Below are 16,635 nucleotides of genomic sequence, written 5' to 3' on the forward strand. Positions count from 1 at the left end.
AGTGGACATGCCCCGACTGAACCCAATCGAGATCGGCAAGGTATATATCGACACGCCGGTGATCCTGGCGCCGATGACGGGCGTCTCCGATCTGCCGTTCCGCAAGATGGTGCGGCGCTATGGTTCGGGCCTGAACGTCACCGAGATGATCGCCAGTCAGGCCGCCATCCGCGAGACGCGCCAGTCCGTCCAGAAGGCGATGTGGGACGCGATCGAGGAACCGGTGTCGATGCAGCTCGTCGGCTGCACGCCCAATGAGATGGCCGAGGCGGCGAAGCTGGTGGCCGATCGCGGCGCTGCGATCGTGGACATCAATATGGGCTGTCCGGTGCGCAAGGTGGTGAACGGCGATGCCGGATCGGCACTGATGCGCGTGCCCGAGCTGGCGACCGAGATCATCGCCGCGACGGTAAAGGCGGTCGATGTGCCGGTGACGCTCAAGATGCGGATGGGCTGGGATCATGCCAGCCTCAACGCGCCCGAGCTTGCGCGCATCGCCGAGGATCTGGGCGTGCGGATGATCACCGTCCATGGCCGCACCCGCTGCCAGATGTACAAGGGATCGGCGGACTGGGCGTTCGTGCGACGCGTGAAGGAAGCTGTCAGCGTGCCGGTGATCGTCAATGGCGACATCTGCTCGATCGAGGATGCCGAAGCCGCGCTCGAACAGTCGGGCGCGGACGGGCTGATGATCGGGCGCGGCGCCTATGGCAAGCCGTGGCTGCTGGCGCAGGTGATGCGCTATCTCCAGACGGGCGAGCGTCGTGCCGATCCGACCATCGATGAGCAATATGCGGTGATTACAGAACATTACCGCATATTGCTCGAACATTATGGCAGGGAAACCGGCGTCAATATGGCGCGCAAGCATATTGGCTGGTACACCAAGGGACTGAATGGCTCGGCCGAGTTCCGCAACAAGGTGAACCAGGAGCCCAATCCGGATACCGTCCTGAAGATGCTGGCGGATTTCTACGGGCCATGGCTCTCCCGGGCGGCAGCCTGATCCGCTTCGGCCGCAAGCCGGCCACCGTGCCGGACAGGCCGGCGCTGAGCGAGCTTTTTGCCGCGCTGCCCGCGCCGCTGCTGACGATCGACGGCGCCGGGCAGGTGATCGACGCCAATCCGGCCGCCGAAAATCTGCTCAACCTTTCCCGCGCGGCGATTACGGGCCGGAGCATCGAGGAGATGATCGGCCATCCGCTGACATCGGTGTCGAACGATGCGCCGTTCGCCGCCTATGATATCGATATCGTCCTGCCGGTGGGCCGCCCTCAGCGCGCCGACATCATGGTGGCACCGCTTCCCGAACGGCAGGGCTGGCGGCTGGTGGTGGTGCACGGGCATCCGCCCGGCCATATGATCGGGCGCAGGAGCGGGCGCGAGGGCGGCACGCTGACGGCGATCGGCGCTGCCGCGATGCTGGCGCACGAGATCAAGAACCCGCTGTCCGGCATACGTGGTGCAGCGCAATTGCTCGAGGCGAGCGCGGACCCGGATTCACGCGACCTGACCCGATTGATCCGCGATGAGGTGGACCGCGTAGCCGCGCTGATCGACCGGATGGAAGGCTTCACGGACACGCGACCGATCGAGCTCGGTCCGCAGAATATTCATGCCATATTGGCCCATGCCCGCGAGGTGGCTTTGCAGGGCTTCGCCAAGGGCTTTGCCATTCGAGAGCTATATGATCCCTCGCTGCCGCCGGTGATGGGGCATCGGGACTCGCTCGTCCAGATCCTCATAAATCTTCTGAAGAATGCAGCGGAAGCAATGAAGAGTGAAGGCGGGACGATCACATTGAAAACCGCCTATCGCCATGGCGTGCGAATGCGGATGGAGCAGGGGGCGGGGCATCGTTCACTGCCGATCGAGGTTTCGGTGATCGACGAGGGGCCGGGCGCGCCGCCGGAGATCGAGGAACATCTGTTCGATCCCTTCGTCACCTCCAAGCGATCGGGCGGCGGGCTCGGCCTGGCGCTGGTGGAGAAGCTGGTCGCGGATCATGGCGGCATGGTCGAATATGCGCGCGAGGGCATGCCGCCCCACACGGTTTTCCGCCTGCTGCTGCCGCGGGCATTGGGCGCGCCCGGCGACGAAGGCAATAAGGAAGCGACATGAGCGGGATGAATATGGGCGGTGGACGGATCCTCGTGGTCGATGATGATGCCGCGATCCGCACCGTCGTGCGCGAGGCGCTGCGCAGGGACGGCCATGTCGTCGAAACGGCCGCGACGGTCGCCGAGCAGCGCCGGCTGGTGAAGAGCTTCGCGCCTCAGGTGCTGGTGACGGACGTGGTGCTGCCGGACGGCAACGGGCTGGATATGGTGCCGGAAATGCTCGCCGAATATCCGCGCATGCCCGTGATCGTGCTTTCGGCGCAGAATACCTTCACGACCGCGCTCCGCGCGACGGAGCAGGGTGCGTTCGATTATCTGCCCAAGCCTTTCGATCTGGCCGAGCTGAGCCGGGCCGTTGCCGACGCGCTTGCCTCGCGCGGATCGGCGGACGCGGCCGGGCTTGACCATTCCCCCACCGAGGATCTGCCGCTGATCGGCCGATCGCCGCCGATGCAGGAAGTGTATCGCACGATCGCGCGCGTCGTTTCCAACGACCTGACCGTCCTCGTGCTGGGCGAATCGGGCACGGGCAAGGAACTGGTGGCGCGGGCGATCCATGATTTCGGGGCGCGGGCGGACAAGCCCTTCGTCGCGATCAACATGGCGGCGATCCCGCGCGAGCTGATCGAATCGGAGCTGTTCGGCCATGAGCGCGGCGCCTTTACCGGGGCTGCGGCACGCACCGCCGGCCGATTCGAGCAGGCGCAGGGTGGCACGCTGTTCCTTGACGAGATTGGCGACATGCCGATGGAGGCGCAGACCAGGCTGCTGCGCGTCCTCCAATCGGGGGAGTTCAGCACGGTCGGCGGCGCGCGATCGATCCGCGCCGATGTGCGCATCATCGCGGCTACCCATAAAGACCTGCCCAGGCTGATCGCCGACGGGCTGTTCCGCGAGGATCTTTATTATCGGCTGAACGTCGTGCCGATCCGGCTGCCGGCGCTGCGCCAGCGACCGGAGGATCTGGCCGAACTCGCCCGCCATTTCCTCGAGCGGGCAGCGGCGGACGGGTTGCCGCGCAAGCAGCTCTCCCGCGCGGCGGTCGATCGGCTGGCACGGCATGGCTGGCCCGGAAATGTCCGCGAGCTGGAAAATCTGATGCGCCGGCTGGCCGCGCTCAGCCGCGAGGATGTGATCACCGCGACGCTGGTCGAGCAGCAGCTCGATGGCTCCGCCGCGCCCGAAGCCATGCCCGTGCTGGCGCCGTCCGCGGGCGGGCTGGCGCAGGCGGTGGAGCATCATCTCGCCCGCTATTTCGCGACTTTTGGCCGCGATCTGCCGCCCGACGGCCTGTTCGACAGGGTGCTCGCCGAAGTCGAGCGGCCACTGCTGCAGCTCAGCCTCGCGGCGGTGAAGGGCAATCAGCTCAAGGCGGCCAAGTTGCTCGGGATCAATCGCAATACGCTGCGCAAGAAATTGCTCGAACACGGCGTTGATCCGATTGCCCGGCGGCGAGCAGAGTAGTCGCTACGCTGGAGAGTATTCCTTAACCAAAGCTTGTGTTTTGTATGCAACGCCATTGTGGTAGCGTCGCCACGATGAGCTTGAGCATCCATCCCGTCGACGAGCCGCCGCGCTGGCGCAGACGGCTGGCGATCTTCCTGCGGCGTGGCGGCATGATGCCGGTGATCGAGGGCGGCACGCTGCTCGCGGCGCTGGGCATGATGCTCTTCACCTACTTCATCGTCGCCGGGGAGAGCGCGCCCCAGAGGTTGCTGACGCCGCCGGTGGTGGCGCTGCTGCTGGTGGCGAATCTCGTGCCGACGATGGGTCTCCTGGTGCTGCTCGCCCGGCGCATCGCCAAGGGGCGGACGGCGACGTCGCCGGTGGGCGGCCGGGGGCGGCTGCATGTCCGCCTGGTGGCGCTTTTCTCGGTGATCGCGGCGGTGCCGACCCTGCTGGTCGTGATCTTCGCCTCGCTCCTGTTCCAATATGGCGTGGAATTCTGGTTCTCGGATCGCGCGCGCACGGTACTCGAAAATGCCGACCGGGTGGCGCAGGCCTATGTCGACGAAAATCGCCAGCGCATCGCGGGCGAAATCGTGCCGATGGCGGGCGACCTTTCCTACGCGCTCACCATCGCGCGGATCGACGATCCCCGTTTTCGCGAAGCGTTCGCGCGACAGGTCGCCTATCGCACGCTCGACGAGGCCGCGATCGTCAGCGTCGGGACCGACAACACATTGCGTCTGATCGGCGGCGCCAATCTCGACAAGCGGCCGCTGGAGACGCGTGTGCCAGTGCCTATTCTCCCCGCCCTGGCGAACGGGCAGCCGCGTATCTCGATCGATGCGGGCGATCGGGTGGAGGCGATCGTCCTGCTCGATCCGGACAACCGGCTCTATCTCTATGTCTCGCGTCTCGTCGATCCGCTGGTGCTGACGCAGGCTGCGCGTGCCGCATCGGCGCTGGGCGACTATAATCAACTGCTCGATCGGTCGCGCATCCTGCAACTGCGCTTCAATGCGGCGCTGTTCGTGGTGTCGCTGCTGATCGTCGGCGCGTCGATCTGGATCGCCTTCAAGGTCGCGGACCGGCTGGTGCGGCCGGTGAGCGAGCTTGTGGAAGCGGCACGGCGCGTCGCGGCGGGCGATCTTTCGACGCGGGTGAGCTCGGCGCGCACCAAGGACGAGGTCGGCACGCTCGCAAATGCCTTCAATCGCATGACGCGGCGGCTGGAGGAGCAGACCGGCGCGCTGGTGACGGCTAACAGCCAGCTCGACAGCCGCCGTGCCTTCACCGAGGCGGTGCTCTCCGGTGTCACGGCGGGCGTCGTCTCGATCAACGATAATCACCGCGTGACGCTGATCAACAGATCGGCCGAGGCATTGCTCAAGACGGGCGCGGAAAGCCCGATCGGCCGCACGCTCGCCGACGTGGCGCCCGAACTCGATCGACTGCTCGAAAAAGGCGAGCGTGAGACGGTGACGCAATTTTCCAGCGGCGGCGAGCCACGCACGTTGGCGGTGAAGCTCGTCCGCGTGGGCGGCGGGCATGTGCTGACATTCGATGACATCACCGAACAGCTGGCAGACCAGCGCCGCGCCGCCTGGGCGGATGTGGCGCGGCGTATCGCGCATGAGATCAAGAACCCGCTGACCCCGATCCAGCTTGCGGCGGAGCGGCTCCAGCGCCGCTATGGCCGCGAGGTCGTATCCGATCCCGGCACGTTCGAGCGGCTGACCGGAACGATCGTCCGCCAAGTGGGCGATATGCGCCGGATGGTGAATGAATTTTCCTCCTTCGCGCGCATGCCCAAGCCCGAATTCCGCGAGGAGGCGATCGTCGATATCGCCCGCCAGTCGCTGTTCCTGCATGAGGTGGCGCACCCCGCCATCGTCTTCCGCCTCGATGCGCCCGATCCCTCGCCACTGATGGTGTGCGACCGGCGTCAGCTCGGCCAAGCGCTGACCAACATCGTCAAAAATGCCGTCGAGGCGGTAGAGGCCAAGGCGGGGGAGGGCGGCGCCGGCACGATCGCCATGACCATGACGGTGGTGGACGAGCGCATCCTGATCGAGCTGGCCGACGATGGCATCGGCCTGCCCGCGGAACGCGAGCGATTGACCGAGCCTTATATGACGACGCGAGTGCGGGGCACCGGCCTCGGTCTCGCCATCGTCAAGAAGATCGTCGAGGAGCATCTCGGCAGCATGTCCTTCGCCGATCGTCCCGGCGGCGGCACGATCGTGCGGCTCGCCTTCGATCGCGCCGCGCTTGCCCCCCTTGCCGATGGCCGCACCGATGCCGAGGCGGAGGATGGCGACGAACGGCCCAACGAGCTTACCCGTATCAGGAGCGTCTGATCCCATGGCCCTGGAAGTGTTGATCGTCGACGATGAGCAGGACATTCGCGAGCTTGTCGCGGGCGTGCTGGAGGATGAGGGCTATCAGGCCCGGACGGCCGGCGACAGCGACGCGACCCTCGGCGCACTCGGCGAGCGGCGACCGTCGCTCGTGTTGCTCGACGTGTGGCTGCAGGGCTCGCGGCTCGACGGGCTCGACCTGCTCGACGAGATCAAGCGGCGCGATCCTTCGCTGCCCGTGCTGGTCTTTTCCGGCCATGGCAATATCGATACGGCGGTGGCCGCGATCCGGCGCGGTGCGGTCGACTTCATCGAAAAGCCGTTCGAATCCGAGAAGCTGCTGCATCTGGTCGCGCGCGCGACCGAGACGGAACGGCTGCGGCGGGAAAATGCCTCGCTCAAGGCGCAGATCGGCCAGGATGAGGAACTGACCGGTACATCCGCCGCGATAAATGCCGTCCGCGCGACGCTGAAGCGCGTCGCCGCCACCGGCAGCCGCGTGCTCATCAGCGGCCCGGCTGGCGTCGGTAAGGAAGTGGCGGCGCGGCTGCTCCATCTGTGGAGCCCGCGCGCCAATGCGGCCTTCATCGTCGTTTCGGCTGCAAGGATGACGCCCGAGCGGGTGGAGGAGGAGCTGTTCGGCGTCGAAGAGGGGAATGAGCTCATCCGGCCCGGCCTGCTCGAACAGGCGCATGGCGGCACGCTGTTCCTCGATGAGATCGCCGATATGCCGCTGACGACCCAGGCGAAGATATTGCGCGTCCTGACCGATCAGAGCTTCACCCGGATCGGCGGCACGCGCACCGTGAAGGTGGACGTGCGCGTCGTGTCCGCCTCCGCGCGGGAATTGTCGACCGAGATCACCGCGGGGCGTTTCCGCGAAGATCTTTATTATCGGCTGAACGTGGTTCCCGTGCATTTGCCGGCACTGGCCGAACGGCGCGAGGATATTCCCGTGCTGGTCGATCATTTCGTCGCGCGTTACGCCTCCGAGCGTCGCGTCCATACGCCGCTTGTGTCCGAGGAGGCGATGGCGGCGCTTCAGGCCTATGACTGGCCCGGCAATGTCCGCCAGCTCCGCAATGTCGTGGAACGCACGATCATCCTCGCGCCCGGCGACCGCATCGGGCGGATCGACATCGACATGCTGCCGCCCGAGGTGTTGAACGAACAGGTGCAGCTCGCGCCCGGTAATGCCGCGAGATCGATCATGGGAACGCCGCTGCGCGAGGCGCGCGAGACGTTCGAGCGGGAATATCTGCGCGTCCAGATCCGCCGTTTTTCGGGCAATATCTCGCGCACCGCGACCTTCATCGGCATGGAGCGGTCCGCGCTTCATCGCAAGCTCAAGACGCTGGGCCTGGCGGACAGCAAGGGCGAGGAGGAATAAGCCACCGTCATTTTGCATATGCGAGATGGACGACCCGGGAAGCCTCGGCTAGACTCCCCGGCAATCCCGCATGCGGCGGGGGCGCACGACGCCGTGGAAAGGCGCTCACGCGGGCTACGACCCGCCAAGTAACCGGAGAACCGGACATGGCCGACAAGGTCAACAACCTTCAGGATATTTTCCTAAATACACTCAGGAAATCCAAAACGCCCGTCACGATGTTCCTCGTGAAGGGCGTGAAGCTCCAGGGTATCATCACCTGGTTCGACAATTTCTCGGTGCTGCTTCGCCGCGATGGCCAATCGCAGCTTATCTACAAACATGCGATCTCGACCGTGATGCCGGCGCACCCGCTGGACCTGAACGAGATCGAGAAAAATTTCGAGGAGCGCAAAGCCGCGCTGCTCCAGGAAATCTTTCTTTCCGCGGTGAAGAAATCGCGGGAGCCGGTGACCATGTTCCTCGTTAATGGCGTGATGCTGCAGGGGGAGATCGCTGCGTTCGATCTGTTCTGCATGCTGTTGCGTCGGGATGGTCTCAGCCAGCTCGTCTACAAGCATGCAATCTCGACCGTGCAGCCGGCAAGCCCGCTGAACCTGTTCAGCAGCGAGGATTCGGAGGCGGATTGAGCATATTCAATCGTAACGAGGATGACGGCCTGGCGCGTGGCGCCAAGGCCGTTGTCGCCTTGCCCGAACGTGGCGAGAGCCAGCGCAGCGCGCAAGCGCGGCTGGAGGAAGCCGCCGGGCTGGCTGAGGCGATCGGCGTCGATGTGGTCGATCGCCTCGCTTTCCGCCTGCGCGATCCCAAGCCCGCAACGCTGTTCGGCGCGGGCCAGGTGGAATCGATCGCCGTCGCCGCGCGCATGACCGAGGCGGAGCTGGTGATCGTCGATGCCGCGCTGACGCCCATCCAGCAGAAGAATCTGGAAAAGGCACTCGAAGCCAAGGTGATCGATCGCACGGGCCTGATCCTCGAAATTTTTGGCGAACGGGCGGCGACCGCGGAAGGGCGCCTGCAGGTGGAGCTCGCCCATCTCGATTATCAGGCGGGGCGCCTCGTCCGGAGCTGGACCCACCTCGAGCGGCAGCGCGGCGGCTTCGGCTTTCTCGGCGGTCCCGGCGAAACCCAGATCGAAGCCGACCGGCGGATGATCCGGGACCGCATGGCGAAATTGCGCCGCGAGCTGGAGCAGGTCCGCAAGACGCGCGGGCTGCATCGCGCCCGGCGGCAACGCGCGCCCTGGCCGGTGATCGCGCTGGTCGGCTATACCAATGCCGGCAAATCGACACTGTTCAACCGGATGACGGGCGCCGATGTGATGGCCGAGGATCTGCTGTTCGCGACGCTCGATCCGACGATGCGACAGATCAGCCTGCCCGGCATGGACAAGGCCATTTTATCCGACACCGTAGGCTTCGTCTCCGATCTGCCGACCCAGCTCGTCGCCGCCTTCCGCGCGACCTTGGAGGAAGTGACCGCGGCAGACCTCATCATCCATGTCCGCGACATTTCGCATCCTGATACGGAGGCGCAACGCGACGATGTCGTCGCCGTGCTGGCCGAGATCGGCGTGGGCGAGGGGGAAGGGGCCCCGATCCTCGAAGCCTGGAACAAGATCGACGCGCTGCCGGCCGAGGAAGCCGAGCGTATCGCGGCGGAGGCAGCGCGGCGCGAGGATGTGATGCCGATCTCTGCGCTCAGCGGCGACGGTGTCGAACAGCTGAGGCGCACGGTTTCGGAGCGGTTGAACCAGGGCAGTCGCCTCCACAGCGTGACGGTGGCGGCAAGCGACGGCGGTGCCATCGCCTGGCTGCATGCCCATGGCGAGGTGATCGGCCAGCAGATCGATGGCGACAGGCTGTCGATAAATGTCCGGCTGTCCGAGGCGGACTGGGCCCGGTACGAAGCGCGTGGACGGCGTAATGGCGGTGCCGGCCTGTCCTTCTAACCCGATTTCATCTGGATAGGATCACCGCGCTCGGGCTGAGCGCGGTCACGTGAAGGACGCTCCTTTCCCCGCCTGATTGCCATCAGCCACGCTTCGCCTGCTGCCAGAGGCTTTCCTTTTCATCGAGCGGCAGCGCGGCGAAGCCATTGCCGGCCGATGCCTCCATCGCGCGAAAGCGTCGCTCGAACTTGGCATTGGCCTGGCGCAAGGCGGCTTCGGGATCGATGCCCAGATGGCGCGCCCAGTTCACGACGGCGAACAGCAGATCGCCGATTTCCTCGATCCGCTCGGCCTCGCTGGCGGCAGTATCAACTTCGTCAATCTCTTCGACGACCTTGGCGCGGGCGCCGGTGGCATCGGGCCAGTCGAAGCCGGTGCGGGCGGCGCGCTTCTGCAGTTTCTCCGCGCGGAGCAATGCCGGCAGCGCGGACGCGACCCCGGCAAGCGCGCTGGGGTCGGGCTCCCGGTCGGCGCGCTCCTGGGCCTTGATCGACTCCCAGCCGGGATTGGTGCCGTCGCCGAAGACATGCGGATGGCGGCGCTCCATCTTGTCGCAGATCGAGCGGATCACGTCCGGCAAGGCGAAGGCGCCGCGCTCCTCGGCCATGCGGGCGTGGAAGACGACCTGGAGCTGGAGATCACCAAGCTCGTCCTTCAGCGCCGCCATGTCGTCGCGCTCGATCGCGTCCGCCACCTCATAGGCTTCCTCGATCGTATAGGGGGCGATGGTGCTGAAATTCTGCGCGACGTCCCATGGGCATCCATTTTCCGGATCACGCAGCCGCGCCATGATTTCGGTAAGACGGTTCAGCATGGTCAAAGTCCGATAATATATATTATGTAAAATATGGGTGGCTGGATGGCTGTCTCATGCCGTCTCCGGACCGAAGTTGCGGGTCCAGACGGGCGAAAGCCGAGCATCGGCCTCACATGCCAGCGCGATGGCGTGGAGCTTCGGGCATTCGGCCTCGAACCAAGCCCGGCGCGGATACCAATGCGTCATGGCGCAGACATAGATGTCCAGCACCGAAAAGAGATCGCCCAGCACCCAGGGGCCCGGATCGATCTCCGCCTCGAACATCCGCCACAATGCTTCGCGATGCCGCCTGACCGTATCGATCAGCCGATCGGTTTCCCGCTCGACCCAGCGCTCCGGATAATCGGCGAAGGTGAAGGTCGGATAGATATTGGCGACGAGCCAGATCAGGTGCCGCAGGAAGATCGGCCGGCGCACATCATCGGGCGCCGGCGCGAGCCCGGCCTCGGGAAAGCTCTCCGCGAGAAGCAGCGCGATGGCCGCGCTCTCGGTCATGACCGTGCCGTCCGGCAGCAACAGCGTCGGCACCTGCGCCAGCGGGTTCACCGCGAGCAGCTTCGATCGGTTCTCGCCCGGATGATCGAAGCCGTCGATCTGCTCGATCCGCATATCGGCGCCGCACAAGGCGAGCATGGCCTCGACGAGCACGGATCCCCAGCCGCGCGCCGCGTAAAGCACATATGGCTGATCCGTACCCAAAGCCCTGCTCCTTTCTCGCCGGACGCGAAAGTTCCTTGCCGCAGGCCGTTCTCCCTGTCCACCTGTTGCCCCGCGGCCGACCGATCGACCGTTGCGCTCCCGGTTCGGCTGAGCCACTTTGCCACCCACAAGAAGGACCCTATGGCAGCCGGGAGGACTGGAATGCGGAAAATCCATGCGGCGATGACCGTGATGCTCCTCGCGGCGGGCGGCTTTGTGGCGGCTGCGCCCGTGCCGGATGCCGTCATCGCCGATGGCCCGCGCGATATGGCGCATGCTGCGCGCAACGCCCAGCTTTTGGTGCCGAGCGACGGCATGGGCATGAACGCCCTTTTCCTGCTCGCCGCAGGACCGGGTCCGCATCCGACGATGCTGCTCCTGCACGGCCTTCCCGGCAATGAGCAGAATCTCGATCTGGCACAGGCCGTCCGCCGTGCGGGCTGGAATGTGCTGACGCTGCATTATCGCGGTAGCTGGGGTTCGCCGGGAATCTTCTCGGTGGACCATGCGCTGAAGGATGCGGCAGCGGCAATCGCCTTCCTGCGTGCGCCCGAAATCGCGGCCAAATATGGCGTTGATCGCGACCGGCTGGTCATGGCGGGACATAGTATGGGCGGATTTGCGACGGCGCGACATGCTGCACGCGATGCGGGGCTTGCGGGCGTCGTGCTGATCGATGCCTGGAATGCCGGCGCAACCGGCGAGCAGATTGCGCAAGGTGGCCCCCCTGCCCGCGCCGCCTTCGTCGCCGACATGAATGATTTCGGCAATAGCCTGGCCGGTGCCACGCCCGGGAGCATCGCCACCGAGATCGCGCGACATGGCAAGGCGTGGAACCTGCTTGCCGCGGCGCCGGGCCTGGCGCGCGTCCCGCTGCTGATCGTCTATGCCGAACATGGCCTTGCCGCGCAGAATCAGGCGCTGGCCCGGGCAATTACCGAAGTCGCGCCGGGCGCACGGCTGACGGTCCGCAACCTACCCTCCGACCATAGCTTCGCCGATCAGCGGATCGCGCTATCCGCTGCCGTGGTGAGCTGGCTCGAAACATTGCCCGGCCGATAGGCCCCTGCCCCGTTGCGGATGGTCGATCAATCGCCGCTGTAGCGCTGCTCGCGCCACGGGTCGCCGCGATTATGATAGCCGTTCACTTCCCAGAATCCGGGCTCGTCGGTGGCGGCGAAATCGATCCGCTGCAGCCATTTGGCGCTTTTCCAGAAATAGAGATGCGGCATGATCAGCCGCACCGGCCCGCCATGTTCCTTCGATAAGGGGCGGTCCTGCCAGCTATGCGCCAATATCGCATCTTCCGCGGCGAAATCCTCCAGCGGAAGATTGGTCGTATAGCCGTCATGGCCGTGCAGGATGACGAAGCGGGCCTCTCCCCGGGGCATGACGATATCCAGCAGATCGCGCGTTGCCACGCCCTCCCACGCATTGTCGTAGCGCGACCAGCTGGTCACGCAATGAATGTCGGATATCTTGCGGCTTTGCGGCTGCCGCATGAGGGTCGCCCAATCCCAGACGACCGGATTCTGGACGGCGCCCAGGATGAGGAGCTTCCACTCGTCGCGCGCGATCGACGGATGCCGGCCGAGATCGAGCACCGGCCAATCCCGGACGAGATGCTGGCCGGGCGGCAGCCGCTCCGCCTCCGGCCGCGAGGGCTGGCCGGTAAGGAAACGCCCTTCCCGCGCCCATCGCTGCTTGCTGGCGGTGAGCTTGGTGGGTTCGGGAAGCTGCTCTCGATCATCCGTCATCGCACTACCCCGCTCGCGGGCACCTGCCCGGTTCGAGCCTATCGCAAGTGGCATCATCCTGGCACCGACATTTTCTCACGACGATGGAAATGAATGCGTGCATCGAGCTTGACAGCAGCCCCTCACCCTCATAATGCCGCGCCTCCGCGACGGCCCCTTCGTCTAGCGGTCTAGGACGTCGCCCTCTCACGGCGAAAACACGGGTTCGAGTCCCGTAGGGGTCACCAGTAAAGTGCGGTATAGTCTTGATTTTACGCGATAGTATAAGAAATATCGCAGCCCCGCACCACAGATGTTCCCACATTTTGCGTGGGGCCTGATGGGATGATTCGGAACATGACGGGACGGTTTTCTGCTTCCCTTCCTCCTACCTATCCTGCCACCCGTTTTTACGACTTTCCAGACGGGTTTTGAGCCGGCGGAAGCGACCAAGGCCCATTTCCGGGCTTACCCATGGCTGTTTTGATATTGTCGTTCATGGAGGTGGGCGCCAGCCGCCAGCCATCTGTCACGTGAACTACCGCCGAAACTCGTTTACAGCAGGTGAATGAAATCAATGGTGCAATTAAGGTTGTTACCGTGCAGGCGGACTTTCCTGTGGGTCACTTGCGCAGTGATCAGGACGGAGAGGACTGCTTGCGTATTTGCAGCCTTCGCCGCCGCGTCGCTGCCCTTGGCGAGCCAATTGAGCCATGATCCCGCTGGGCAACTGCCCGCGCCATTGTCGGTTTGAAATCCGACGGAGACAGGCATGCAGGTGGGTTCCACCGCGTTGACATAGCCCTCATACATCCAGTTATAGGCTGATGCCGCCTGTGGAACAACAAAAGCCCCGATACTCGCAATACCCAGCAAGATGTGACGGAATTTCATCTCTTTTTCGAGTTCAGATTTAACGCGGCCCGTACATTCATACCGACTTAAACCGCACTGAGGTTAGAAAATCGGGTAGAGAACGGGCCGCGCCTTATGAATATGCTTTTTGCTATCCTTTAAAGTGCTACCGAACCAAAGTAAACGTCATAGGGAGGCGAGCGATCTCAGAACTTAGCGCGGACGCCAAAGTTGTACCGTGCGCCTGTGTCTTGTAGCAAAAGAAAACGATCTTTGATAGCCGACCATTCATCAACATATTCATTCGTGACATTGACACCTTGCAGATACACTTGGAAGTTTGGCGTTAGATCGTATGAAATATTGAAGTCAAACTGACCATAGGATGATCGGTTGCGCGGACGGGACTGGCTGTCTCGGCAGTTACGCAGATAATCCGAACGCCAATTATATGAAACTCGTGCGGATACTCCGTATTTTTCAAAGAATAGGCTGCCATTTGCCGAGTGCGGAGATAGTCCGTTATAGCCGCAGGAGTAATCAGCCAAAACCCTATCGCGCTTAGCAGTGCTCGACACATAGGTGTAGTTACCAGTCATGCCGAATCCTGATGCGAAACCCCCAAGCGCATCGAAGGAATATTGCCCGCCAATTTCGATACCCTTGATCGTACCACTCTGGCCGTTACGAGTTCGAGTGTCCTGAAAAACGCGTCCGAACCGCTCGACAGGCAATGTCTGAAGCTCAAGGAAGTCAGAGAGATCCTTGTAGAATCCGCCGACGCTCAGATAACTGACACGCGATATGTACCATTCCAGTGCCGCGTCGTAATTGGTCGACCTGAACGGCAGAAGATTGGGATTGCCACCCGATGACTGCGGCACGGAAATTCTTCCGCCGAAATTGTTATTGACGCCAAGGTCGGTGAGCGTCGGCCGGGTGATCGTTTGCGAGAATGCGGCGCGTGCGATCAGATTGTCGGTGACATCGAACTTGATGTTCGCCGAGGGCAGTGCGTCCACATAGCTGTTGCGCACCGAAACCGCCGTTGCCGGGCCATAGGTATATTGTAGCGTATCGTCGCCAGGCGTGTTGGCGATGCTGGTGACCGGCGTGTCAAAGCCGGAGGATAGCACGTCGGTCTTGATCACGCGAACGCCGACATTGCCCGTCCATCGCGAACCGCCGAACTGCATGCTGATATAGCCTGCGGTCAGCTTTTCCTGGACGTTGACCGTCCCGCGGAGCTGTTCGCGCACACCGAACGGGCCCCCTTCCAGGGCGAGCATCTGCTGGGCAAACGCCGCCTGTTCTTCAGGCGTGCGGCCCTGGCTTGGGATCGCCAATGTCGAAGGGTTATTGAGATAAGCGAGAAACGCCGCTGCATCGAATTCGAATGCCGTCGGCGGAATGCTCCTGCCGCCCCCCAGCAGATCGCCCCAATCATAAGGCTTCAAAAGACCCGGCGCGATTGGAACCTGATATCCGCAATAAGTGCAGCTTGAATCACTGTTGTTGAACGATCGGTTGATCTTGCGCCGTTCGGTGTAGGACACGCCCATCTGCACGGATTTCAGGATAGAATCGTCAACCTCCCATTTCGTGTCGAAATGAAATTCCGATCCCCTGTCCCGTGACGTGTTTCTGTCGATGCCCATATAATGCAGTCGCATGAATTCGGGATCGTTGATGATATTGTTGTCGAACGACACGGTCGGCAGTCCCTGACCACCGTCGAGCTGGAATTGGTAGGTGTATGGCAGGAGGGCGCCAATAACGAGATATTGGTTCGGCGAAGCCCGGTTCGCACCGGTGAAGGACGCATCCAGCTTCAATTCGATATTGTCGGCCGGATGCCATTTCACGTTTCCGCCGACCTGATAACTGTCGGACTGCCGGTTCGACAGATTATAGACGTGATCGATCTTCGCGTTCACGCCGTTGTTGACGAGCCGATCCCGATTATCTGCCAGGAATTGCGGGTTTTGGGCGATGAAGTCGCGACCTATCATGCTCAGGCTCATCGCCGTCCCATTCTGGTCGAATGTCGGCTGGTAATAAGGCGCCGCGAGGAAATTATCCATCTTGCGCGTCACGCCGGAAACGTCGAACTTGGAATAGATGCCGTCGATGGTTACTTCCAGATTATCGGCAGGCCTGTACTGGATCGAGCCGGAAAAATTGATCCGCTCCCGCTCTTCCTGTGCTCGCTGATAATAGAGGCTCTGGGGAACGTTGACGTTACCCGCAATCGGATAAAGGGGGTCAGATCCCGTCAACAATGTCGGCAGACCACCGATCGTCGAAACGATGTCCGGTCTGCCGTTGATCCATCCGTCGACGGCGATCGTATCGATCTGGTTCTTCCGCTTGGTATATGAGCCTGCCAGCACGATGCCGAAGGTCTTGTCGGGATTGGCATAGGATAAGGTGGCTGCGAGGTCGGGCGAAACCTTCTCTCGCAGCGTGTCGTAGATGCCGCCGAGCTGAGCCGTCGCGTGGAAGCCGTCGCGACCTTCAAGAGGTCGGGCCGTCACGATGTTAACGGTGGCGCCAATGCCGCCTTCCTGCAACTCGGGGACGGACGACTTATAAATGTCGGTTCGCTGGATCATGTTCGATGAAAGAACATCGAACGAGAATTCGCGGCCCGCATTGTCGGTCGCCATAACGCGGCCGTTGACAAGCACGGTATTAAATTCCGGCCCCAGGCCACGAACTGTGATGAACTGGCCCTCGCCGCCCGAACGGTCGATGGCGACCCCGGTGATGCGTTGGAGCGATTCCGCTATATTGGAGTCCGGAAATTTTCCAACATCGACGGCGCTGATGGAATCGACGATCTGATTGGCATCACGCTTGACCTGAGCAGACGAGCTGAGGCTGGCGCGGATGCCGGTGACGACGATATCGGCATTACTCGGCTGCGGATCATCTGCGGGGCCGGCAGGGGTCTGCGGCGTTGGCGCTTGCGACTCCGAATGAGAGGAGCGACTGGCCGTGTTCATATTTATCATTGTTGATTGCGGTTCAAACTCGCTCGCCATGGCCTGTGCGGCTATCATTGATGATAACGAGCAGCCGGCACCTAACGCAGCCGGGATCCACCAAGCCCTCATATCTCTCTCCCAATTTACTTTATAATATTTCGCGCTGAGAGATCGGCGTTCAAACCGCGTTCTTACGTGCTTTACCGCTAAACCCTCTGCAGCGCGAGTTGCGCGCGCCACGAGCGCCTCATCAATACTCAAGCGATGAGTT

At 63.0% G+C, this 16,635-nt stretch carries 13 protein-coding genes and 1 tRNA gene; 9 read left to right on the top strand and 5 right to left on the bottom strand.

The window, feature by feature from the left end; all coding sequences use genetic code 11:
* Positions 1-7 precede the first annotated feature (7 nt).
* The 7 genes from dusB to hflX all read left to right on the top strand — a co-directional run bounded on the left by dusB (position 8) and on the right by hflX (position 9,267).
* A complete protein-coding gene (gene dusB, locus CLG96_RS14200) occupies positions 8-1,006 on the top strand; it encodes a tRNA dihydrouridine synthase DusB (protein ID WP_107968631.1) in 999 nt (332 codons plus the stop codon).
* On the top strand, positions 982-2,121 hold the full coding sequence (locus CLG96_RS14205; RefSeq protein ID WP_107968633.1) for a two-component system sensor histidine kinase NtrB: 1,140 nt from the start codon (positions 982-984) through the stop codon (positions 2,119-2,121). Before dusB ends, CLG96_RS14205 begins: the two co-directional genes overlap by 25 nt.
* A gap of 11 nt (positions 2,122-2,132) precedes the next feature.
* Positions 2,133-3,584: a nitrogen regulation protein NR(I) gene (gene ntrC, locus CLG96_RS14210; protein ID WP_107968821.1), complete on the top strand. Its 1,452-nt coding sequence runs from the start codon at positions 2,133-2,135 to the stop codon at positions 3,582-3,584.
* A 74-nt stretch (positions 3,585-3,658) separates the two neighbouring features.
* Positions 3,659-5,926: a sensor histidine kinase gene (locus tag CLG96_RS14215; protein WP_243395785.1), complete on the top strand. Its 2,268-nt coding sequence runs from the start codon at positions 3,659-3,661 to the stop codon at positions 5,924-5,926.
* Positions 5,927-5,930: 4 nt separating this feature from the next.
* Positions 5,931-7,316: a nitrogen assimilation response regulator NtrX gene (gene ntrX, locus CLG96_RS14220; protein WP_107968637.1), complete on the top strand. Its 1,386-nt coding sequence runs from the start codon at positions 5,931-5,933 to the stop codon at positions 7,314-7,316.
* Positions 7,313-7,945, top strand: a complete 633-nt coding sequence (gene hfq / locus CLG96_RS14225; protein ID WP_279330694.1) for an RNA chaperone Hfq — start codon at positions 7,313-7,315, stop codon at positions 7,943-7,945. Before ntrX ends, hfq begins: the two co-directional genes overlap by 4 nt.
* Positions 7,942-9,267, top strand: a complete 1,326-nt coding sequence (gene hflX, locus CLG96_RS14230; RefSeq protein ID WP_107968641.1) for a GTPase HflX — start codon at positions 7,942-7,944, stop codon at positions 9,265-9,267. The genes hfq and hflX overlap by 4 nt, the downstream gene beginning before the upstream one ends.
* A gap of 82 nt (positions 9,268-9,349) precedes the next feature.
* On the opposite strand, the gene mazG is transcribed toward hflX, so the two are convergent.
* Together mazG and CLG96_RS14240 are read right to left on the bottom strand one after the other, a co-directional pair.
* Complete coding sequence (mazG, locus tag CLG96_RS14235; protein WP_107968643.1) at positions 9,350-10,081, bottom strand: nucleoside triphosphate pyrophosphohydrolase; 732 nt, start codon at positions 10,079-10,081, stop codon at positions 9,350-9,352.
* Positions 10,082-10,135: 54 nt separating this feature from the next.
* Positions 10,136-10,783 (bottom strand): glutathione S-transferase family protein, encoded by a 648-nt coding sequence (locus tag CLG96_RS14240; RefSeq protein WP_207796696.1) that lies wholly within the window; start codon positions 10,781-10,783, stop codon positions 10,136-10,138.
* Positions 10,784-10,945: 162 nt separating this feature from the next.
* Between CLG96_RS14240 and CLG96_RS14245 the strand changes: the two genes are divergently transcribed.
* On the top strand, positions 10,946-11,845 hold the full coding sequence (locus tag CLG96_RS14245; RefSeq protein ID WP_165799656.1) for an alpha/beta hydrolase family protein: 900 nt from the start codon (positions 10,946-10,948) through the stop codon (positions 11,843-11,845).
* A gap of 26 nt (positions 11,846-11,871) precedes the next feature.
* On the opposite strand, the gene CLG96_RS14250 is transcribed toward CLG96_RS14245, so the two are convergent.
* Positions 11,872-12,540 carry a sulfite oxidase-like oxidoreductase gene (locus CLG96_RS14250; protein ID WP_107968645.1) on the bottom strand — a complete coding sequence of 223 codons (669 nt, stop codon included), beginning with the start codon at positions 12,538-12,540 and terminating at the stop codon, positions 11,872-11,874.
* Between the two features lie 151 nt (positions 12,541-12,691).
* Between CLG96_RS14250 and CLG96_RS14255 the strand changes: the two genes are divergently transcribed.
* Positions 12,692-12,767: transfer RNA gene (locus CLG96_RS14255), tRNA-Glu, on the top strand.
* Positions 12,768-13,074: 307 nt separating this feature from the next.
* Here the strand turns inward: CLG96_RS14255 and CLG96_RS14260 are convergent.
* Positions 13,075-13,413 carry a hypothetical protein gene (locus CLG96_RS14260; RefSeq protein ID WP_107968647.1) on the bottom strand — a complete coding sequence of 113 codons (339 nt, stop codon included), beginning with the start codon at positions 13,411-13,413 and terminating at the stop codon, positions 13,075-13,077.
* A gap of 167 nt (positions 13,414-13,580) precedes the next feature.
* Entirely contained in the window at positions 13,581-16,421 is a 2,841-nt protein-coding gene (locus CLG96_RS14265; RefSeq protein ID WP_165799657.1) for a TonB-dependent receptor, read from the bottom strand.
* Positions 16,422-16,635: the final 214 nt, after the last annotated feature.

Origin of the sequence: Sphingomonas oleivorans (assembly GCF_003050615.1) — a bacterium.
Classification (GTDB): Bacteria; Pseudomonadota; Alphaproteobacteria; order Sphingomonadales; family Sphingomonadaceae; genus Sphingomonas_H; species Sphingomonas_H oleivorans.

Coding starts and splice junctions, on each gene's coding strand:
- dusB (WP_107968631.1), top strand. CDS start 8: ATGCCCCGACTGAACCCAATCGAGATCGGCAAGGTATATATCGACACG.
- CLG96_RS14205 (WP_107968633.1), top strand. CDS start 982: ATGGCTCTCCCGGGCGGCAGCCTGATCCGCTTCGGCCGCAAGCCGGCC.
- ntrC (WP_107968821.1), top strand. CDS start 2,133: ATGGGCGGTGGACGGATCCTCGTGGTCGATGATGATGCCGCGATCCGC.
- CLG96_RS14215 (WP_243395785.1), top strand. CDS start 3,659: ATGAGCTTGAGCATCCATCCCGTCGACGAGCCGCCGCGCTGGCGCAGA.
- ntrX (WP_107968637.1), top strand. CDS start 5,931: ATGGCCCTGGAAGTGTTGATCGTCGACGATGAGCAGGACATTCGCGAG.
- mazG (WP_107968643.1), bottom strand. CDS start 10,081: ATGCTGAACCGTCTTACCGAAATCATGGCGCGGCTGCGTGATCCGGAA.
- CLG96_RS14245 (WP_165799656.1), top strand. CDS start 10,946: ATGCGGAAAATCCATGCGGCGATGACCGTGATGCTCCTCGCGGCGGGC.
- CLG96_RS14250 (WP_107968645.1), bottom strand. CDS start 12,540: ATGACGGATGATCGAGAGCAGCTTCCCGAACCCACCAAGCTCACCGCC.
- CLG96_RS14260 (WP_107968647.1), bottom strand. CDS start 13,413: ATGAAATTCCGTCACATCTTGCTGGGTATTGCGAGTATCGGGGCTTTT.
- CLG96_RS14265 (WP_165799657.1), bottom strand. CDS start 16,421: ATGGCGAGCGAGTTTGAACCGCAATCAACAATGATAAATATGAACACG.